The sequence below is a fragment of the Streptomyces sp. NBC_01190 genome (assembly GCF_045039895.1).
Taxonomy (GTDB): domain Bacteria; phylum Actinomycetota; class Actinomycetes; order Streptomycetales; family Streptomycetaceae; genus Actinacidiphila.
The window spans coordinates 1,250,333-1,270,601 of the sequence record NZ_CP108580.1 but is presented as its reverse complement, the minus strand read 5'-3'; the positions used below and the strand labels follow the sequence as shown (position 1 = coordinate 1,270,601).

Sequence of the window (20,269 nt, the reverse complement as noted above, 5' to 3'; positions counted from 1 at the left end):
GTAGTCCTTCCCGCAGGTCCACTGGAACATCGGTTTCGCCGCCGCCGACTACGCGACGGCCGCCGCTGGTCGACACCGCCGTCCCTCGCGCCCTACGTCAACGCCGAGTCCTCTCCCGGCGACTGCCAGCAGTGCCCGGTGCAGACCGCCCGCACCCACACCGCAGGCTGACGTGATTATCCTCAGGACGGCGACCGCCCATTCAGCTCGTTGATCGCCCCGAACGGCGCCCGAACAAGACCTTCGACACCGTCAGGAACTCAGGGGTCGGGAATATCGTGCGGGTCCTCGTAGATCCCGTTCGCGTAGCGCTTCAGGGCGTCGCGGAGCCGCTCGGGGTTGACCGTGCGCGGACTGGTGGCGTCATCCCGGTAGACCCAGACACCGCCGCCTTCTCGTTTTTCGGCGCCGTGCTTGCTGCGCCAGGCTTTGGAGGGCTTGTCGGCCGACCGGAACCACACAGCGATAGCAGGGGGAGACGACGTGTTCGGGCGCTCTACAGCGATGCGCTCCAGCACGTCCCACCGCAGGGTGAAGGTCTTCGGTCCGGGTGGTTCGAGGGTGCCGTCCTCTGCGACGCGGCGCTCCGGGGTGCCTCGCCAGGTGCTGACAGTGAGGCCGTGCGCGTCGAGGGTGATCACGTCAGACTTGGCGTGAGCCCCGGCTATCCAGCCCATCAGCCAGAAGACGGCGTAGAGGACACCGCCGACCACCGCACCACCCAGCGCGGCGTTCCCCCAGCGGTTGTCAACGCCGATCTGCAGCGATCCCAGGCTCACGACCGGGTCCGAGGGGTTGACGGCGCCCATGAGAGCGCCGATCCCGTAGCCCGCGTACCCGCCGATCTTTCCCGCAGCCTGTGAGTAGCCTTCAGTGATCTCGCGCCGTTTGCTGGTGATCGTCACGGACTCCCGGGGCGGTATCTCCTCCAAGGTCCTGGTGTCTTCGTCGGTAGAGCGGTGCTTCGGGGGCAGCATGTTTCGCGCCGCGTCCGCGGTGGGGCGCCGGGCCGGGTCTTTCTCCAGTAGAGCAAGGATCAGAGGGGCCAGCGCTCCCGCCCGTTTCATCGGCCGTGGGTCCTGTGTCAGAGCGGCGACGGGATTTTCCGGAGGGACCGGAGGGACCGGAGGGACCGGAGAGAAAGGAAGGACTCCTTCCAGCGCCTCGTACAGGGTCACGCCGAGCGAGAAGAGGTCGGAGCGACCGTCGCCGTCGGGTTTCTGCCAGCGTTCGGGTGCCATGTAGGCGGGCGACCCGATGACAACGGAAGCGCGGGTGAGCCGGGGGTCGCTCCGTGCGACGGCGATGCCGAAGTCGGCGAGCAGGACCGAACCGTTCGCGGCGAGCAACACGTTGGCCGGTTTCACGTCGCGGTGTACGACGTCTGCGCGGTGTGCGGCCTCCAGCGCGCCGAGCAGTGCCTCGGCGATCCGAACCGCCGGCTCCAGGTTCAGCGGGCCGTCGCGCTGCAACTCCTCGGCGAGGGAGCGTCCGTCAACCCACTGCATAACGATCCAGGGAACGCGCCACGGGCCTTCGTCGACCTCGACGACGTCGTACACGGTGACGATGTGCGGGTCGTCGCGCAGCCGGGCGGCGTTCCGGGCCTCGCCGGCGGCACGGGCCATCAGCTCCGCACGCGCCTCGTCGGGCAGTGCCCGGTCGAGACGCACTTGTTTGACCGCGACGTCCACTCCGAGTACCGGATCGTGCGCCTGCCAGACCTGGCCGAAGCCGCCGCCGCCGAGCAGGCGGGTCAAGGTGTAGCGTCCGCCGATCACCGTGCCCGGCTGAGCCTCCTCTGCCATCGCTCCCCCAACTCCGATCCCACCGAGGATCACCATGGTGCGGCGGAGAAATCTTAGGGACACCCTCCGTGTCGAGGGCGGCTTTCACAGGATCACTACGCGGCATCGTCACGCGACGGTCCTTCGCGAAGGGGGCTCTGCCTGCCGCGCTGCGGTGAGGGGCCGAGGGGCCGAGGGGTCGGGTGGGAGGTGTCCGGCCGATGGCCTGGGCGGGCGGGGAAATCGGTCGAACGGGCGACCGGTGTGCTGTTACGGTCGGCCGGTGGCGAAACTCAATCAGATCATCGCGGTCGAGAAGGGCGTCAAGTCCAAGGCTCAGCAGGAGCTGACCGCGGCCCATCACGACCTGCAGAAGCCCGCGTTGCTCTCCGGCATAGCGCGGACCTATCAGCCCAAGGACGAGGAGGGCGAGCAACTGCCGCCCGAGTCGACCAGGGTGCAGATCCAGGCCGAGAGCGTGCTGCGGTCCACCGCCACCGCGCTGACCCGGCTCTTCGATGTGACCGCCACCAAGGACTGGGCCAACTGCGAGGCCCGCGCGGATGTCACGGTCGACGGCCGGGCGCTGCTGCGTGACGTCCCGGTCTCCTACCTGCTCTTCCTGGAGAAGCAACTCACCGATCTCACCACCTTCGTACGCAAGCTGCCGGTCCTGGACGCCGCCGAGTCCTGGAATCTGGACGCGTCCACCGACGCGTGGAAGACCGAGCCGGTGCGCACCATCCGCACCAAGAAGGTGCCCCGCAACCATGTGAAGGCCGAGGCGACCGAGAAACACCCCGCGCAGGTCGAGGTGTACTACGAGGACGTGCCGGTCGGTTACTGGACCACGGTGAAGTTCTCCGGCGCGCTGCCCGCTCGCCGGGTGAACGAACTCCTGGAGCGCGTGGAGAAGGTGCAGCAGGCGGTGAAGTTCGCCCGGGAGGAGGCGAACGGCGCGGACATCACCGACCAGCGGGTCGGCGAGACCGTGTTCGGGTACCTGTTCGCGCAGTGACCCCCCAAGATGCCCGCCGCGGGAGCGCGGCGGGTGCGCGAGAAGCGCAAAGCTGAAGCTGAGGCTTGTCGTGATGAAGGCGGTTCCAGTGGGGGTTCGAATCCCTCTCCCGGCACCTTCCCGCCGGGGTGGCCCAATCGGCAGAGGCAGACCGCTGTCAATCTCAGACTCTCGCTCCAGACTCAGCAGACGCCGCTTATCGCCGGATCGACCGGCCGCGGGCTAGGTCGTCAGGTGCCGGTTCGAATCCGGTCCGGTGCTCTTTCGCGCACCGGTAGTTCAATGGCAGAACGCGACGACATCAGACTGACCGGCGGCCTCAAGTGTGCCGGCGTGTGCACGGAAGCGGCACCATGAGGGGCCCGGGGGCTGGACACGCCTCCGGGCCCCGCCGCTTCGCGCGCCCCGGCGGGGGCGGGTTCATTTGTGGCGGACGGGGGAGCGCATTAGCGTCCTGAGCATGAATGACAACCGTGGGGACGCTCCTCGTATCGCCTTTCTCGGGCTCGGGCTGATGGGTGCGCCGATGGCGCGCCGGCTGCTCGACGCCGGCTGTCCGCTCACCGTCTGGAACCGTACGTCGGCCGCCGCGCAGCCCTTCGCGGCGGCCGGGGCCGCGATCGGGTCCTCGGCCGCCGAGGCGGTACGGGAGGCCGACGTGGTCTTCACGATGCTGGCCGATCCGGCGGCGGTGGCGGAAGTGGGCGCCGCGATGGCGCCCGCGCTGCGACCGGGGACGATCGTGGTGGACACCTCCAGCATCGGCCCGGACGCCGCGCGGGCCGCCGCCGAACGGCTGCCGGCCGGCGTCGCCTACGTGGACGCGCCGGTCATGGGCAGCGTCGACAAGGCGGCGGCCGGCGAGCTGCTCGTCCTCGCGGGCGGCGACCTGGAGCCGGTCGCCGAACTGCTGGCGCACTTCGGCACCGTCCGGGCCTGCGGCCCCGTCGGCTCCGGCGCCGCGCTCAAGGCGGTGCTCATCAACGCGGTGATCGGCGGCGTCGTCCTCACCGCCGAGGCGCTGGCCCTCGGCAAGAGCCTCGGCCTCCCCGATGACCTGGTCAGGGACGGCCTGGCCGCGAGCCCGCTGGCCGGCCTCCTCCAGCGGGTGTCGACCACCACCGCCCACTACCCCGTCACCCACGCCGCCAAGGACGTCCGGCTGGCCTCGGCCGCCGCCGATCTGCCGCTGGCCCGTACCGTGCTCGACCGCCTCCTCGCCTACCCCGACCTCGCCGCCAAGGACCTCGCCGTGATCGCCGACCGTATCGTCGCCGAGGCCTGAGGCCGCGTGACCCCGCCGGCCGCCGGATGGCGGGCGCTCCACGAGGGCACTCCGCGGGGGCGCCCGCCGGCGGTGGCCGGCGGAGGGTTGCCGGTCCCCGTGACCGGGCAGATCTTCCCGATACGGGGACTAGGCTGGGCGGATCATGCACCGATTCAGTACGCCGTGGGGCGACCTCGAACTGACCCGTTTTCCGGCCGAGCCGAGGGAGCAGTTGCGGGCCTGGGACGCGGCGGACGAGTATCTGCTGCGCCGGCTGGCGGGGCCGGACGCCGGGACGGATGCCGGGCCGGTCGGCGGCGGGCCGGTCGGCGGCGGGGCGGTCGGCGGCGGGCCGGCGGACTCCGGGCCGGCGGGCGGCGGACCGGTCGACCTGTCCGGTGAGGTGGTGATCGTCGGCGACCGCTGGGGCGCCCTGGCCACCGCGCTGGCCGGGCGCACCCCGACCACCCGGGTCACCCAGATCTCCGACTCCCACCTCGGGCAGCAGGCGACGCTGGCGAACCTGCGGCGCAACGCCCCCGAGGCCCGGGTGCGGCTGCTGTCCACCCGGGACACCTCGCCGGAGCGGACCGATGTGCTGCTGATCCGGGTGCCGAAGAGCCTCGCCCTCCTGGAGGACCAGCTCCACCGGCTGGCGCCCGCTGTCCGTCCGGAGACGGTGGTGGTCGGTACCGGCATGGTCAGCGAGATCCACACCTCCACCCTGCGGCTCTTCGAGCGGATCCTCGGCCCGACCCGTACCTCGCTCGCCGTCCGCAAGGCGCGGCTGATCCACTGCGCGCCGGCCCAGGCCCCGACCTCCACCGTCAACCCGTGGCCGCTGCGCTATGCCCTGCCGGACGGGATAGGTCCGCTCGCCGGCCGCTTCGTCACCAGCCACGCCGGCGTCTTCTGCGCCGACCGGCTCGACATCGGCACCCGGCTGCTGCTCCGGCACCTGCCCGCCCGAAGCGGCCCGGACCGGGTGGTCGACCTCGGCTGCGGCAACGGTGTCGTCGGTACGGCGGCGGCGCTCGCCAACCCCGGCTCCGAGGTGCTCTTCGTGGACGAGTCCTACCAGGCGGTGGCGTCCGCCGAAGCGACCTTCCGGGCCAACACCGACCCGGCGGCGAAGGCCGACTTCCTCGTCGCCGACGCGCTCACCACGCTCCCGCCGGACAGCGTCGACCTGGTCCTGAACAACCCGCCCTTCCACTCGCACCGGGCCACCACCGACACCGCGGCCCGCCATATGTTCGCCACCGCCCGCGCCGCGCTCCGCCCCGGCGGCGAACTCTGGGTCGTCGGCAACCGCCACCTCGGCTACCACCTCCGGCTGCGCCGCCTCTTCGGGAACTGCGAAGTCGTCGCCTCCGACCCGAAGTTCGTGATCCTGCGAGCCGTCAAGCGCTGACCGCCGCCCGCCGCCCTGACCGGCTCGACCGCCCTGACCGGCTCGCCCAGAGCCGGTCCGCCGCCGCGCCCCGCCCACCATTGCATAAAACTGCGACCCCTCGTATACTCATACCGTCGAGTGTGGAGGAGCGGACCGATGGCGTTGCGGGTGGCGGTGGCCGGGGCCAGTGGGTATGCCGGAGGGGAAGCGCTCAGGCTGCTCCTCGGCCACCCCGGGGTGGAGATCGGGGCGGTGACCGGGAAGAACAGCGCCGGGCAGCGGCTCGCGGCGGTGCAGCCGCACCTGGCGCCGCTGGCCGGACGGGTGGTCGAGCCGACCACGGCCGAGGTGCTCGGCGGCCATGACGTGGTCTTCCTCGCGCTGCCGCACGGGCAGTCCGCCGCGGTCGCCGAGCAGTTGGGCGCCGATGTGCTCGTCATCGACATGGGCGCCGACTTCCGGCTGAAGGACCCCGCCGACTGGGAGCGCTTCTACGGCTCGCCGCACGCCGGCACTTGGCCCTACGGACTGCCCGAGCTGCCGGGCGGCCGCGCCGCGCTGGAGGGGTCCAAGCGCATCGCGGTCCCCGGCTGTTACCCGACCGCCGTCTCGCTCGCGCTCGCCCCCGCGTACACCGCCGCCCTGGTGGAGCCGGAGGCGGTGATCGTCGCCGCGTCCGGCACCTCGGGCGCGGGCAAGGCGCTCAAACCGCATCTGCTCGGCTCCGAGGTGATGGGCTCGATGAGCCCGTACGGCGTCGGCGGCGGCCACCGGCACACCCCCGAGATGATCCAGAACCTCAGCGCGGCGGCCGGCGAACGGGTGGGCGTCTCCTTCACCCCGACCCTCGCCCCCATGTCCCGCGGCATCCTCGCCACCTGTAGCGCCAAGGCGAAACCGGGCGTCACCGCCGCCGATGTGCGGCAGGCGTACGAGAAGGCCTACGCCGACGAGCCGTTCGTCCACCTGCTGCCGGCCGGCCAGTGGCCGGCCACCGCCGCCGTGCACGGCTCCAACGCGGTCCAGCTCCAGGTGGCCCACGACGAGTCGGCGGGCCGGGTGATCGTCGTCAGCGCCATCGACAACCTCACCAAGGGCACCGCGGGCGGCGCCGTACAGAGTATGAACATCGCCCTCGGGCTGCCGGAGACGACGGGCCTCTCAACGGTCGGGATCGCGCCATGAGCGCGGCCCGGCAGGGGGCCCGGGACCGAGCGGCCCGAACGACCGGAGCAGCGGAAAGGGATTCGAAGTGAGCGTGACCGCAGCCAAGGGGTTCACGGCGGCCGGTGTCGCCGCCGGGCTCAAGACCAACGGCAACCCCGATGTCGCCCTCGTGGTCAACACCGGCCCCGGCCGCGCCGCCGCGGGTGTCTTCACCTCCAACCGGGTGAAGGCGGCCCCGGTGCTGTGGTCGCAACAGGTCCTGAAGGCGGGCGAGGTGACCGCCGTCGTCCTCAACTCCGGCGGCGCCAACGCCTGTACCGGGGCCAAGGGCTTCCAGGACACCCACGCCACCGCGGAACGGGCCGCCGAGGTGCTCGGCCACAACGCGGGCGAGATCGCGATCGCCTCGACCGGCCTGATCGGCACCCTGCTGCCGATGGACAAGCTGCTGCCCGGAGTCGGGCAGGCCGCCGCCCAACTCTCCGCGCACGGCGGGGAGAAGGCCGCCATCGCGATCAAGACCACCGACACCGTGCACAAGACCGCCGTGGTGACCGGTGAGGGCGGCTGGGTGGTCGGCGGTATGGCGAAGGGCGCCGGCATGCTCGCCCCGGGCCTCGCCACCATGCTGGTGGTCCTCACCACCGACGCCGACCTGGACGCCGGCACCCTCGACAAGGCGCTGCGCGACGCGACCCGGCAGACCTTCGACCGGATCGACTCCGACGGCTGCATGTCCACCAACGACACGGTGCTGCTGCTCGCCTCCGGAGCCTCCCATGTCACCCCCGGGTACGACGAGTTCGCCGACGCGGTCCGTGCCGTCTGCGGGGACCTCGCCCGGCAGCTCATCGCCGACGCCGAAGGCGCGAGCAAGGACATCAGGATCGAGGTGGTGCACGCCGCCAGCGAGGAGGACGCGGTCGAGGTCGGCCGGAGCATCGCCCGCAACAACCTGCTGAAGTGCGCGATCCACGGTGAGGACCCCAACTGGGGCCGGGTGCTCGCCGCGATCGGCACCACCGGGGCCGACTACGAACCCGACCGGCTCGACGTCGCCATCAACGGCGTCTGGGTCTGCCGGGCCGGCTCGGTCGGCGAGGACCGCGACCTGGTGGACATGCGCTTCCGCGAGGTCGTCATCACCGTGGACCTGGCCGCGGGCGACGCCACCGCGGTGATCTGGACCAACGACCTCACCGCCGACTACGTCCACGAGAACAGCGCGTACAGCTCATGACCACGCGCAAGCACACCGTGCTGCCCAAGGCGCAGATCCTCATCGAGGCGCTGCCCTGGCTGACCCGCCACCACGGGCGGACCGTCGTCATCAAGTTCGGCGGAAACGCCATGGTGGACGAGGAGTTGAAGGCCGCCTTCGCCCAGGACGTGGTCTTCCTGCGGCACGCCGGGCTCAAGCCGGTCGTGGTGCACGGCGGCGGCCCGCAGATCAACGCCCAACTCGACCGGCACGGACTCGTCAGCGAGTTCAGGGCCGGGCTGCGCGTCACCACCCCCGAGGCGATGGACGTCGTCCGGATGGTGCTGGCCGGCCAGGTGCAGCGCCAACTCGTCGGACTGCTCAACCAGCACGGACCGCTCGCGGTCGGCATGACCGGCGAGGACGCGCACACCATCACCGCGGTCAAGCACTACCCGGAGATCGACGGCGAACGGGTGGACATCGGCCGGGTCGGCGAGATCACCGCGATCGACACCGGAGCCATCCAGGCGCTGCTCGACGACGGCCGGATCCCGGTGATCTCCTCGATCGCCCGCGCCGCCGACGACGCCCATGTCTACAACGTCAACGCGGACACCGCCGCGGCCGCCCTCGCCGCCGCCCTCGGCGCGGAGACGCTGATGGTCCTCACCGATGTCGAAGGGCTCTACGAGGACTGGCCGAACAGTGACGACGTGATCAGCCGGCTCACCGCGACCGAGCTGGAGAAGCTGCTGCCCGAGCTGTCCAGCGGCATGGTCCCGAAGATGCGCGGCTGTCTGCACGCGGTACGCAACGGGGTGCGCACCGCCCGGGTGATCGACGGCCGCGTCCAGCATGCGATCCTGCTGGAGATCTTCACCGACGAGGGCATCGGCACCATGGTCGTCCCGGACGATCCCGCTCCCGCCGCGGTCCCGGCCGCGCGGGCGACCGGTGCGGCCAACACGACCCATGCGATGAATACCGGCAGTGCGGCCGGAACAGCAGGAGAAGGGGGAGACCGGTGACCGGCAACGAGGAGCTGGCGCGGCGCTGGCAGGGCTCGCTGATGGACAACTACGGGCTGCCCCGGCTGCCGCTGGTTCGCGGCGAGGGCACCCGATTCTGGGACGCCGACGGCAAGGTCTACCACGACTTCCTCGGCGGTATCGCCGTCAACGCCCTCGGTACCGCCCACCCGGCCGTCGTGGCGGCGGTGACCGGGCAGATCGCCTCCCTCGGCCATGTCTCCAACCTCTTCATCGCCGAGCCGCCGGTCGCCCTCGCCGAGCGGCTGCTCCAGCTCTTCGGCCGGCCGGGCCGGGTCTTCTTCGCGAACTCCGGCGCGGAGGCCAACGAGGCCGCGTTCAAGATCGGCCGGCTCACCGGCCGCCGGCACATGGTGGCCACCGAGGGCGCCTTCCACGGCCGCACCATGGGCGCTCTCGCGCTCACCGGGCAGCCGGGCAAGCGCGACCCCTTCCAGCCGCTGCCCGGCGACGTCACGCATGTGCCGTTCGGCGACACCGAGGCGCTCCGGGCGGCCGTCACCACCGACACCGCGCTGGTCGTCATCGAGCCCATCCAGGGGGAGAACGGCGTCGTCGTACCGCCGGCCGGCTATCTCGCCGCCGCCCGGGAGATCACCGCAGCCACCGGCACGCTGCTGGTGCTCGACGAGGTGCAGACCGGCATCGGCCGCACCGGGCACTGGTTCGAGGGCCAGGCCCAGGGCGTGGCCGCCGATGTGGTCACGCTCGCCAAGGGGCTCGGCGGCGGACTGCCGCTGGGCGCCACCGTCGCCTTCGGCCCGGCCGCCGACCTGCTCACCCCGGGCGCCCACGGCACCACTTTCGGCGGCAACCCGGTCGCCTGCGCCGCCGCGCTCGCCGTGCTCGACACCATCGAAGCCGACGGCCTGCTGGAGAACGCCAAACGGCAGGGCGAGAAGCTGCGCAAGGGAATCGAGGCGCTGCGGCACCCGCTGGTCGATCAGGTGCGCGGCGCCGGGCTGCTGATCGGTATCGTGCTCCGCGAGCCGCTGTCCGCGCCGGTCCAGCGGGCGGCTCAGGAGGCGGGACTGCTGGTGAACGCGGCTGTTCCCGATACGGTACGGCTCGCGCCGCCACTGATCGTCGGCGACGATGAGACGGATGTGTTCCTGCGGGTGCTGCCCGGCGTACTCGACCGGGTGCTCCGGGCGGCCGGGGAGAACTGACGGGGGATCCGGCCGGGCGGACCGGGTCCGCAGCCGGGGCACCCGGGAAGCGCCGGGGAACGCCTGGAGAGCCGGAAACGCCGGGACCGCCCAACACCGCGTAGCACCAGCAGGCCGAGAAGACGGGGAACGCCGAGAAATGCCGGGAACGCCGAGAAGAGCGCCGAGAGCCCTGAGAACGCCGGGAACCCCGGGAAGGCCGCCGGCGCGGAGAACGGCGCGACGATGAGCGAGGCGCAGACGCACGGCGGCGGCCAGGCCGTACCGCAGACCCGCACCGCACGGCACCGCAGGATCGTGGACATCCTCGGCCGGCAGCCGGTGCGGTCGCAGAGCCAGCTCGCCAAGCTGCTCGCCGACGACGGGCTGAGCGTCACGCAGGCGACGCTCAGCCGCGACCTCGACGAACTCGGTGCGGTGAAGATCCGGACCAACGACGGCGAGCTGATCTACGCGGTCCCCTCGGAGGGCGGTTTCCGCACCCCGCAGGCGCCGCTCGGCGAATCCGTCAAGGAGGAGCGGATGCGGCGGCTGGCCGGGGAGCTGCTCATCTCCGCCGAGGCCTCCGCCAACCTGGTGGTGGTCCGCACCCCGCCGGGTGCCGCCCAGTTCCTCGCCTCCGCGATCGACCAGGCCGAGGTGTACGACATCCTCGGTACGATCGCCGGTGACGACACGGTCGTGCTGATCAGCCGCGACCCGGCCGGCGGCCAGAAACTCGCCGACCACCTGCTGCGCCTCGCCCAGGGCGAGGGCTAGGGAGCAGCGCCGCAAGCACCCCCGCGTCCCCGCCGGCCACCCCGCTGTCATCGCCCTGTCACCCCTCTGACCTGCCGCGTTGACGAGTCATACGGAGGAGTGCATACTTATACCTGTCAGTGTATGAACCTAAGGAGAGAGTCGTGACCGAGCGCGTCGTACTCGCCTACTCAGGCGGCCTGGACACCTCCGTCGCCATCGGCTGGATCGCCGAGGAGACCGGCGCCGAGGTCATCGCCGTCGCGGTGGACGTCGGCCAGGGCGGCGAGGACCTGGACGTCATCCGCAAGCGCGCGATCGCCTGCGGTGCCGTCGAGGCCGAGGTCGCGGACGCCAGGAGCGAATTCGCCGACGAGTACTGTCTGCCGGCGCTCAAGGCCAACGCCCTGTACATGGACCGCTACCCGCTGGTCTCGGCGCTCTCCCGGCCGGTCATCGTCAAGCACCTGGTCGCCGCCGCCCGCAAGCACGGCGCCGACACGGTCGCCCACGGCTGCACCGGCAAGGGCAACGACCAGGTCCGCTTCGAGGCCGGCATCTCCTCGCTCGCCCCCGAGCTGAAGTGCGTCGCCCCGGTCCGTGACTACGCGATGACCCGGGACAAGGCCATCGCCTTCTGCGAGGCGAAGAACCTCCCGATCGCGACCACCAAGAAGTCCCCGTACTCCATCGACCAGAACGTCTTCGGCCGGGCGGTCGAGACCGGCTTCCTCGAGGACATCTGGAACGCGCCGATCGAGGACGTCTACGAGTACACCGAGAACCCCGCGACCCCCCGGGAAGCCGACGAGGTGGTCATCACCTTCAAGCAGGGCGTGCCGGTCGCCATCGACGGGCACCCGGTCACCGTCCTGGAAGCGATCCAGCAGCTCAACGTACGGGCGGGCGCGCAGGGCATCGGCCGGATCGACATGGTCGAGGACCGGCTGGTCGGCATCAAGTCCCGGGAGATCTACGAGGCGCCGGGCGCGATCGCGCTGATCACCGCCCACCAGGAGCTGGAGAACGTCACCGTCGAGCGCGAACTCGCCCGCTACAAGCGGCAGGTCGAGCAGCGCTGGGGCGAACTCGTCTACGACGGCATGTGGTTCTCCCCGCTCAAGCGGGCGCTGGACGGCTTCATCAACGAGGCCAACGAGTATGTCTCCGGCGAGGTCCGGATGGTGCTGCACGGCGGTCGCGCGGTGGTCAACGGACGGCGCTCCGACACCTCGCTCTACGACTTCAACCTGGCGACCTACGACACCGGCGACACCTTCGACCAGTCGCTGTCCAAGGGCTTCATCGAGATCTTCGGCATGTCCTCGAAGATCGCCGCCAAGCGGGACATGGCGCAGTGACCGAAGGCAGGGACCACCAGGACGTCAAGCTCTGGGGCGGCCGGTTCGCCGACGGACCGTCCGCCGCCCTGGAGAGGCTCTCCGCCTCGGTGCACTTCGACTTCCGGCTCGCGCCCTATGACATCGCCGGCTCCCGGGCCCACGCCCGGGCGCTGCACCAGGCCGGACTGCTCACCCCGGACGAGCTCGACCGGATGCTGGCCGGCCTCGACGACCTCGAAACGGCCGTCGCCACGGGCGAGTTCACCGGCACCATCGCCGACGAGGACGTGCACACCGCGCTCGAACGCGGTCTGCTGGAACGCCTCGGCCCCGACCTCGGCGGCAAGCTGCGGGCCGGCCGGTCCCGCAACGACCAGGTGGCCACGCTCTTCCGGATGTACTTGCGCGACCACGCCCGGATCATCGCCGGTCTGATCGCCGACCTCCAGGACGCGCTGGTCGGCCTCGCCGAAGCGCATCCGGATGTCGCGATGCCCGGCCGCACCCACCTCCAGCACGCCCAGCCGGTGCTCTTCGCCCACCATGTGCTGGCCCATGTCCAGGCGTTCGCCCGGGACGCCGAACGGCTGCGGCAGTGGGACGCGCGCACCGCCGTGTCGCCGTACGGCTCCGGCGCGCTGGCCGGTTCCTCGCTCGGCCTCGACCCGGAGGCCGTCGCCGCGGAGCTCGGCTTCGAGCACGGCAGCGTCGGCAACTCCATCGACGGCACCGCCTCGCGCGACTTCGTCGCCGAGTTCGCCTTCATCACGGCGATGATCGGGATCAACCTGTCGCGGATCGCCGAAGAGGTGATCATCTGGAACACGAAGGAGTTCTCCTTCGTCACCCTGCACGACGCCTTCTCCACCGGCTCCTCGATCATGCCGCAGAAGAAGAACCCGGACATCGCCGAGCTGGCCCGCGGCAAGTCGGGCCGGCTGATCGGCAATCTCACCGGACTGCTGGCCACGCTGAAGGCGCTGCCGCTCGCCTACAACCGCGACCTCCAGGAGGACAAGGAGCCGGTCTTCGACTCCTGCGACCAACTGGAGGTGCTGCTCCCGGCGTTCACCGGGATGATGGCCACCCTCACGGTGCACCGGGAGCGGCTGGCGGAGCTGGCCCCGGCCGGCTTCTCGCTGGCCACCGACATCGCCGAGTGGCTGGTCAGGCAGGGTGTGCCGTTCCGGGTCGCGCACGAGGTCGCGGGGGAGTGCGTCAAGGTCTGCGAGGCCGAGGGCATCGAACTCGACCAGCTCTCCGACGAGCAGTTCGCCAAGATCTCACCGCACCTGACCCCCGAGGTGCGGACCGTGCTCAATGTGCCGGGGTCCCTCGCCTCCCGCGGCGGCCGCGGCGGCACCGCGCCCAGCGCGGTCGCCACCCAACTGGCCGAGGTCAAGGGCGATGTGGCCGGGCAGCACACCTGGGCCGAGGCCAAGAACGTCTGACAACCGCCCCGCCCCGGGCCGGCCGGCGCCGCGCCCGGGGCGGCCCGTCGGGCGCGTCGGACGGATCAGGCGGCCTTCGCCTTGGTCGCGTAGATGTCCACGTACTCCTGGCCGGACAGCTTCATCACGTGGCTCATCACCTCGTCGGTGACGGCCCGCAGCACATAGCGGTCGCGCTCCATGCCCTCGTAGCGGGAGAAGTCCAGCGGGGCGCCGAAGCGGATGGTGACCGGGGCGATGTGGATCATGCCGGTGCCGCCGGGCTGGACCTTGTCGGTGCCGACCATCGCGAAGGGCACCACCGGGGCGCCGGTCATCAGCGCCAGCCGGGCGACGCCGGTCCGGCCGCGGTAGAGACGGCCGTCGGGGGAGCGGGTGCCCTCGGGGTAGATCCCGAAGATCCGGCCCGCGTCGAGCACCCGGCGGCCGGTCATCAGTGCCGCCACCCCGCCGTGGCCGCCGTCGCGGTCCACCGGGATCATGCCGCAGGTGGTGAAGAACCACGCCATCAGCCGGCCCTTGGGGCCCTTGCCGGTGATGTATTCGTCCTTGCCGATGAAATACACCTGCCGCCGCACCACCAGGGACAGGAACAGCGAGTCCACGAAGGTGACATGGTTTCCGGCCAGGATCACCGGCCCCGTGCCGGGGATCCGTTCGGCGCCCTCGACCGTCGGGCGGTAGAAGAGGCGCATCAGCACCAGCAGGATCGCCTTCAGCACACTGCGGGACATGCGGGAGTACAACGGACCCTCCGGTCGTTCACGGTCGCCGAGCACGAGCCGCCGCCACCTGCGGCTACCGGCCCGTACCGCTGACCCTACTTCGCCCGGTCCGCCTCGCGCACCGTAAGCCGGCGACCACTTGCCGCACCCGCCGCCCGCCCCGGCCGCCGGCGGGCAGCGGGCGGGGTGCTGGTGAACAGGGGTGCATAGGGGTGAATGCGGGTGAACGCGGGGGGCCGCGGGAGGGCGCACCCGCCGCCGGACGAGTGCCGGCCGCACCACACCATGCGGTGAAACCGGCCACGCCGGGCCGCCGCCCGCCCCCTCCGCCGCCCCGCACCGGCTATGCAGAAGCCATGGAACTCGCGGCAGCCATCGACCTCGCTGACCCTGCCGACCCCGGCGGCCGGCTCGCCCGCTATGCCTCGCTGGGCCCGCTGCTCACCGCGGAGGCCGCCGCCGAGGCACCGCCCGGCGGCGGCATCGAGGCGGCCGATCTCGAACAGGCGGTCTGGCTCCGGCTGCTGGAGCTGGACGGGCCGCCGCCCGAGCCCGGCGCCTGGGTGCGCGGCGCGGTGCGGGACGAGGCCCGCTCGGAGATCCGGCGGATCCGCTGCGAACGACCCTGCGGCGCCCCCGACGCGGGGCCCCCGGTGCCGGGCGCCGACGGCGGCGGGGCGGCCGGGACGGTGGAGGAGCAGGTGCTGGCCGCCGAGCGCCATCGCGCGGTGCTCGCCGCGGTACGGGGGCTGCCCGGCCGCTGCCCGCAGATCGTCGCGGCCCTGCTGTCCCGGTCCGACCTCACGTACCAGGAGATCTCCCGTGAGCTGGGCATCTCCCAGGGGAGTCTCGGCCCGCTGCGCTCGCGTTGTCTCGGCTGTCTGCGGTCAATCCTCAATTCGAGGGTTGGATCCCCGGTGAGTCGGGGTAAGGCACGGTCAACAGTCGGCGGCGGTGGGTACCTTGGCGCGCGCGGACGGGACTGAGACGAGCAGCACACTCACGGTGCTCGGTCGGACGTTTGTGCGATCATCGGCGCCACGGAGACGGCGCGAACCCGCACCAACTCCACCTCAAGCAGGCGTCCCGGGCGCACCTTCCGGACCCATCCGGTAACCGCCGGGACGTATTCGAAGGGGAGGCCTGCGCGCATGGGCATGAGCGTGACCATCTCTACGGCGGAGCACGGCGACGCCGAGAAGATCCTGAAACTCCAATACCTCTGCTACCAGGGCGAAGCCGAGCTCTACGGCGACTACGCCATCGAGCCGCTCACCCAGACGCTGGACGAGCTGCGGGACGAACTCGCCCAAGGAGTCGTCCTGGTGGCGCGGCTCGGTCAGGAGGTCGTCGGCTCGGTGCGCGGCACGGTCGACGACAAGGGCACCGCGATGATCGGCAAGCTGATCGTCCATCCGCGGCTGCAACGGCACGGCCTCGGCGGCCGGCTGCTGGCCGCTTTGGAGGTCAGGCTCGCCGAGGAGGCGGAGACCAAGCGGTTCCGGCTCTTCACCGGCCACCGCAGCGAGGTCAACCTTCGGATGTACCGCAAACTCGGGTACGAGCAGGTGGGCGCGGCCGAGCCGGTCAGCCGCCGGCTGAGCCTGGTGCACATGGAGAAGTCCGCGGCGGGCGAGATCTCCCCGTCGCTGGCGGCCACCGCCTGACACCGGCCCGTTTACGCGGACCTGATCAGTGACCGGCCTGCCGTGGCCCCGCCCCCGCCCCCGCCGCACGGGCGGCTCGGCGCAGCCACAGCAGGCCGGCCACCGGAAGCGCCAGCGGCAGGAAGACGTAGCCGATCCCGAAGTCGGACCAGACGGTCGCGTCGGGGAAGGCGGAGGAGTCCGCGACGGTGGCGACGCCCACCGTGAGCACCCCGAGCAGCTCCGCCGAGCAGCACACCAGCGCGACCCTGCGGGCGGACTCGCCGCCCCGCCACAGCGCGACGGTGATCACCGCGTAGACCACCCCGGCCAGCCCCGAGAGCAGATACGCCAGCGGCGCCTCGTGGTATTTGGTGCTGAGCTGGACGATCGACCGGGAGAGCGCGGCCACCGTGAACACCGCGTAGAGCGAGAGCAGCAGCCGTCCGGGGCCGGTCCCGATGCCGTCCGCCGCCTTGCCCGGTGCCGGGTCCACCGCGTCGTCCGCCGGCTTGCCCGGTGCCGTCTGCTGTGTCATGTCCCCAGCCGTGTCAGGAGCCGTGTCAGCCGTCCCGGCCGTGTTGTCAGCCATGTGCGTTACCCCAGATCTCGTGCAGCCGCAGTTCGAGCACGGCCAGGATGATCCCGCCGGCCGCGACGATCGCCGAGCCCCAACGGGTCCGCTCGACCAGGGACATGAAAGCCGCCGCCGGAATCGTGCAGGCCGCCCCGATCTGATAGGCGAGGAAGACCGCCAGACCCTGCTCCGGTCGCTCACCGCGGCCGAGCTGCACCACGGAGATCACGAGCTGGACCAGGGTGACCAGCGTCACCACCGCCATCGCGGCGAAGTGCCAGTCCTTCGTCGGCGAGTCGCGGTAGGCCGCGAAGCCGCACCACGCCGCCAGCAGCAGCGCCGTGACGGATACCGTGATGATGACCGCGTCAAGCATGCGACGACTTTATTACCCGGCGTGTCGGCCGCCGCCTCCCGCCCCCCGCGCAAGCCCTCCGAGGGCGTCCCGGCAGGCGGCCCGGGCGTCAGCCGAAGCGCGTCCAGTACACGTCCGTCTGGTACGGCATCTCGATCTCGCCGCCGCCCCGGGTGGCGTCGTATCCGCTCGATCCGCTCGGTCCCCTCAATCCGCTCAGCACCGCCTCCACCTCCGAGCGCACCCGCGTCCGCGCGCCCGCGTCCAGCACCGCGATGTGGCTCGACGACATCATCCGCTCCACCACGTCCGCCACCGTCGTCGTGTGCGGATTGGGCCAGTGCCGCTCCTCGACCGCGCCCCAGCCCGCCCGGGCGGCGAACACCGCCCGCCAGTCGCCGGGGTCCCCAGGGCCGGACGTCAGCGGCGGGCTCGGCAGATCGCTCGGCGCCAGCCGGAAGTAGATGTCCTGGAAGGCCCTGACCCACCGCACCGAGGTGTCGTACGTGTTCCACACCAGGGCCAGCGCGCCTCCGGGCCGCAGCAGCCGCTCCACCTCGGTCAGCGCCTCGCCCGCGCGGAACCAGTGCCAGGACTGCGCCGCCACCACCGCGTCCGCGCAGCCGGCCGGCAGCCCGGTCGCCTCCGCCGTGCCCGAGGTCACCGCGACCCCCGGCAGCAGCTCCGCGATCTGCTCGCGCATCTCCCGGACCGGCTCCACCGCCAGCACCTCGGCGCCGGTGAGCGCCAGCAGCCGGGTGAACTTGCCGGTGCCGGCGCCGAGATCGACCACGGTACGACCGGACTCCAGGGGCAGCGCGTCGGCGAGGGCCGCCAGCGCGGCCATCGGGTAGGAGGGCCGGGAGCGCTCATAGACCCCCGCGGCCCGCTGATAGCCGACGCCTGCTGCGTGGTGCACTCTCACGCGGGCTGACGGTAGCAGTTTCGGATGACGTCCACGGATACCCGTCCTGACGGGCATTCGGCCTACCCTGGAAGGGCGTTCGCCGCCGCGCCGCCGCCGCGACCCTGCCCGGTGGCAGCCGCGCGCGATGCTGCATGCTGTTCAGTGCCGTTCACATCACAGCCGTGCAACCCACCCCATGCCCCCGGCCACGGAGCAGCGAATGACCTCAAGCCCGGCCTTCCCGGACATCTCCATCTCCACGGAGCGGCTGGGCTTGCGCGCGTACGACGAGGCCGACGTGCCCTCGCTCGTCGAGATGATGGACGACGAGCTGATCACCGCGTGGACCGGGGTGCCGCAGCCGTACACGGCCGCCGACGCCCATGAGTTCGTGGCCAGGACCGCCCCCGCCGAACGCGCCGAGGGCCGCGGCCTGGTGCTCGCCGTCACCGAGTTCCTCACCCAGCGGCTGGTCGGCACCGTGACCCTCCAGCGCACCGACTGGCGGATCCGGGCCACCGAGATCGGCTATCTCACCGCGGTCTGGGCCCGGGGCGAGGGATACGCGTGCGAAGCCGTACTCGCCGTCTGCCGCTGGCTCTTCGAGGAGCAGGCGTTCGCCCGGGTCGAACTGCGCACCGCCGCGGACAACACCGCCTCCCAGCAGGTGGCCCAGAAGATCGGCTGCGTCAGCGAGGGGGTGCTGCGCGGCGCCGGGCTGGTGCGCACCCAGACCGGGCCGGGGCACTGGGCCGAGACCCGTACCGACCTGCTGGTGTGGAGTCTGCTGCCGGAGGACCTGGACGAGGACTCCGGCCAGGGGGGCGGCGACGAGAGCTACGACGGTTACCGGTCCTACGGCGGTCACGGCGGCGCCGGCGCCGCCGGCAACTACCCGCACCACAGCGCGTATGCGCGGTGGCGCTGACCGCGCCGCGCCGCCCGCCGCCGCGCCGGGTTAGGGTTCTCACCCCGGACCGGTTCAGCGCGTGACGAGGACACCGCCGGGGCCCAGTGATCCGCACCGCCACGAAGGGGCTTCAGACGATGGCCGACCGGGTCACCGTGATCGGGTGGGACGGTTCACCGCCGTCCGAAGCAGCGATCGCCGCGCTGGACGCCGCCACACTGGTGGCCGGCTCGCGCCAGCACCTGGCCCTGCCGTATGTGCCGAAGGGCGCGGAACACATCGTCCTCGGCAGCATCGAGATCGCCGCCCGGCGGATCGCCGGCCATCGCGGCACCGCGGTGGTGCTCGCCGACGGCGACCCCGGCTTCTTCGGCGTGGTGCGCGAACTGCGCGCCCCCGAACACGGTCTCGAAGTCGAGGTCGTGCCGGGCGTCTCCTCCGTCGCTCAGGCGTTCGCCCGGGCGGGCATGCCCTGGGACGACGCCCGGGTGGTCGCCGTCACCAGCCGCACCCTGCGCCGCGCGGTCAACGTCTGCCGCGCCTATCCCAAGGTGGCGGTCCTCACCGCCCCCGGCGCGGGCCCCGCCGAACTCTCCCTGCTGCTCACCGGGGTGCACCGCACCTTCGTCATCTGCGAGGCCCTCGGCACCGAGCACGAACAGGTCACCGTCCTCACCTCGGACAAGGTCGCCGACCACATCTGGCGCGATCCCAACGTGGTGCTCGTGGTGGGCGGCATGGCCTCCAGCGCGCCCGGTGTGGCCGGCCGCACCGGCTGGATCGCCGGCCGCGACCCCGGCTTCCCCGGGCCGGTCCGCGGCTGGGCGCTCGCCGCGGGATACGGCGGCGACGTGCCCGCCCAGCTCCGCGCCTTCCAACTGGCCAGGCTGGGCCCGCGCACCGGCGACCTGGTGTGGGACATCGGCTCCGCCGACGGCTCGATCGCGGTGGAGGCGGCCCGCTTCGGCGCCGCCGTCATCGCGGTGGACCGCGACGCGGACGCCTGCGACTGGATCACCGTGACCGCCCGCCGGATCGGTGTCCAACTGCACGTCGTGCACGGCACCGCGCCGCAGGCCCTCGACGATCTGCCGGAGCCGGACGTGGTGCGGATCGGCCGCGCCGACCCCGATGTGGCCACCGCGTGCGCGGCCCGCCGCCCGGAGCGGATCGTGACCGACGCGGCCACCCGCGATCAGGCCGAAGCGGTCACCAGGGCGCTGGAGGAGGGTGGCTACGACGTGGAGCGCGTCCTGCTGCAATCCGTCGAACTGGACAACGAATGGGCCGAGCGCGAACGTTCGGTCACCTTCGCACTGAGCGCCACCCGCCGCTGACGCCCGCCCCCGGCGTACGCCCCGCCCGCTCCCGCCGCGGGGGCATCCTTGACCTCCTTGACCACGTTTTCCCTGGTCGAAGCGGCAGGAAGGCGGCAGGAAAGGGGACGGTGTGACGTACGTCCCGAGGTGCGGACTTCTGGCCGGACGGCCGACCGGCGGGGGGTAGGCTGACCGATCGTTGTGCCGTCGTCGTGCGTTGACGGGGTGTCGAGCTCTTCGG

Annotated in this window: 19 protein-coding genes; 14 read left to right on the top strand and 5 right to left on the bottom strand. The window is 71.9% G+C overall.

Annotated features, from left to right (window positions below; translation table 11 throughout):
• Nucleotides 1-260 precede the first annotated feature (260 nt).
• Nucleotides 261-1,808, bottom strand: coding sequence for a serine/threonine-protein kinase (locus OG519_RS05375; protein ID WP_405579320.1), 1,548 nt, complete (start codon nt 1,806-1,808; stop codon nt 261-263).
• Nucleotides 1,809-2,070: 262 nt separating this feature from the next.
• Between OG519_RS05375 and OG519_RS05370 the strand changes: the two genes are divergently transcribed.
• The 10 genes from OG519_RS05370 (at nt 2,071) to argH (ending at nt 13,589) form a co-directional block, all read left to right on the top strand.
• Nucleotides 2,071-2,805 (top strand): hypothetical protein, encoded by a 735-nt coding sequence (locus OG519_RS05370; protein WP_405579317.1) that lies wholly within the window; start codon nt 2,071-2,073, stop codon nt 2,803-2,805.
• 460 nt (nt 2,806-3,265) lie between these two features.
• Nucleotides 3,266-4,090, top strand: a complete 825-nt coding sequence (locus OG519_RS05365) for an NAD(P)-dependent oxidoreductase (protein ID WP_405579315.1) — start codon at nt 3,266-3,268, stop codon at nt 4,088-4,090.
• Nucleotides 4,091-4,235: 145 nt separating this feature from the next.
• Nucleotides 4,236-5,486 carry a methyltransferase gene (locus tag OG519_RS05360; RefSeq protein WP_405579312.1) on the top strand — a complete coding sequence of 417 codons (1,251 nt, stop codon included), beginning with the start codon at nt 4,236-4,238 and terminating at the stop codon, nt 5,484-5,486.
• A 138-nt stretch (nt 5,487-5,624) separates the two neighbouring features.
• A complete protein-coding gene (gene argC / locus OG519_RS05355; RefSeq protein WP_405579309.1) occupies nt 5,625-6,653 on the top strand; it encodes an N-acetyl-gamma-glutamyl-phosphate reductase in 1,029 nt (342 codons plus the stop codon).
• A 67-nt stretch (nt 6,654-6,720) separates the two neighbouring features.
• Complete coding sequence (gene argJ / locus OG519_RS05350) at nt 6,721-7,875, top strand: bifunctional glutamate N-acetyltransferase/amino-acid acetyltransferase ArgJ (protein ID WP_405579306.1); 1,155 nt, start codon at nt 6,721-6,723, stop codon at nt 7,873-7,875.
• Entirely contained in the window at nt 7,872-8,867 is a 996-nt protein-coding gene (argB, locus tag OG519_RS05345; protein WP_405579303.1) for an acetylglutamate kinase, read from the top strand. The genes argJ and argB overlap by 4 nt, the downstream gene beginning before the upstream one ends.
• A complete protein-coding gene (locus OG519_RS05340; protein WP_405579301.1) occupies nt 8,864-10,057 on the top strand; it encodes an acetylornithine transaminase in 1,194 nt (397 codons plus the stop codon). Before argB ends, OG519_RS05340 begins: the two co-directional genes overlap by 4 nt.
• Nucleotides 10,058-10,282: 225 nt before the next feature.
• Nucleotides 10,283-10,816, top strand: a complete 534-nt coding sequence (locus OG519_RS05335) for an arginine repressor (RefSeq protein ID WP_405579299.1) — start codon at nt 10,283-10,285, stop codon at nt 10,814-10,816.
• Between the two features lie 143 nt (nt 10,817-10,959).
• Nucleotides 10,960-12,156, top strand: coding sequence for an argininosuccinate synthase (locus tag OG519_RS05330; protein ID WP_405579297.1), 1,197 nt, complete (start codon nt 10,960-10,962; stop codon nt 12,154-12,156).
• A complete protein-coding gene (gene argH, locus OG519_RS05325) occupies nt 12,153-13,589 on the top strand; it encodes an argininosuccinate lyase (RefSeq protein WP_405579294.1) in 1,437 nt (478 codons plus the stop codon). The genes OG519_RS05330 and argH overlap by 4 nt, the downstream gene beginning before the upstream one ends.
• Nucleotides 13,590-13,654: 65 nt before the next feature.
• Here argH and OG519_RS05320 read toward each other — a convergent pair whose 3' ends face one another.
• Nucleotides 13,655-14,323 (bottom strand): lysophospholipid acyltransferase family protein, encoded by a 669-nt coding sequence (locus OG519_RS05320; RefSeq protein WP_405579291.1) that lies wholly within the window; start codon nt 14,321-14,323, stop codon nt 13,655-13,657.
• 347 nt (nt 14,324-14,670) lie between these two features.
• Between OG519_RS05320 and OG519_RS05315 the strand changes: the two genes are divergently transcribed.
• Nucleotides 14,671-15,300: a sigma-70 family RNA polymerase sigma factor gene (locus OG519_RS05315; protein ID WP_405579289.1), complete on the top strand. Its 630-nt coding sequence runs from the start codon at nt 14,671-14,673 to the stop codon at nt 15,298-15,300.
• Between the two features lie 165 nt (nt 15,301-15,465).
• The gene (locus OG519_RS05310) at nt 15,466-15,981 is read left to right on the top strand and encodes a GNAT family N-acetyltransferase (RefSeq protein WP_405579286.1); all 516 of its coding nucleotides are present in this window, start codon (nt 15,466-15,468) and stop codon (nt 15,979-15,981) included.
• Between the two features lie 25 nt (nt 15,982-16,006).
• Here OG519_RS05310 and OG519_RS05305 read toward each other — a convergent pair whose 3' ends face one another.
• The 3 genes from OG519_RS05305 to OG519_RS05295 all read right to left on the bottom strand — a co-directional run bounded on the left by OG519_RS05305 (nt 16,007) and on the right by OG519_RS05295 (nt 17,817).
• On the bottom strand, nt 16,007-16,498 hold the full coding sequence (locus tag OG519_RS05305; RefSeq protein WP_405579283.1) for a hypothetical protein: 492 nt from the start codon (nt 16,496-16,498) through the stop codon (nt 16,007-16,009).
• 46 nt (nt 16,499-16,544) lie between these two features.
• Entirely contained in the window at nt 16,545-16,913 is a 369-nt protein-coding gene (locus tag OG519_RS05300) for a hypothetical protein (protein WP_405579281.1), read from the bottom strand.
• A gap of 88 nt (nt 16,914-17,001) precedes the next feature.
• Nucleotides 17,002-17,817: a class I SAM-dependent methyltransferase gene (locus OG519_RS05295; RefSeq protein WP_405579278.1), complete on the bottom strand. Its 816-nt coding sequence runs from the start codon at nt 17,815-17,817 to the stop codon at nt 17,002-17,004.
• 202 nt (nt 17,818-18,019) lie between these two features.
• Here OG519_RS05295 and OG519_RS05290 point away from each other — a divergent pair, with 202 nt between their 5' ends.
• On the top strand, nt 18,020-18,727 hold the full coding sequence (locus tag OG519_RS05290) for a GNAT family N-acetyltransferase (protein ID WP_405579276.1): 708 nt from the start codon (nt 18,020-18,022) through the stop codon (nt 18,725-18,727).
• A gap of 119 nt (nt 18,728-18,846) precedes the next feature.
• Nucleotides 18,847-20,046: a precorrin-6y C5,15-methyltransferase (decarboxylating) subunit CbiE gene (gene cbiE / locus OG519_RS05285; protein WP_405579274.1), complete on the top strand. Its 1,200-nt coding sequence runs from the start codon at nt 18,847-18,849 to the stop codon at nt 20,044-20,046.
• The last annotated feature ends 223 nt before the right edge of the window (nt 20,047-20,269 follow it).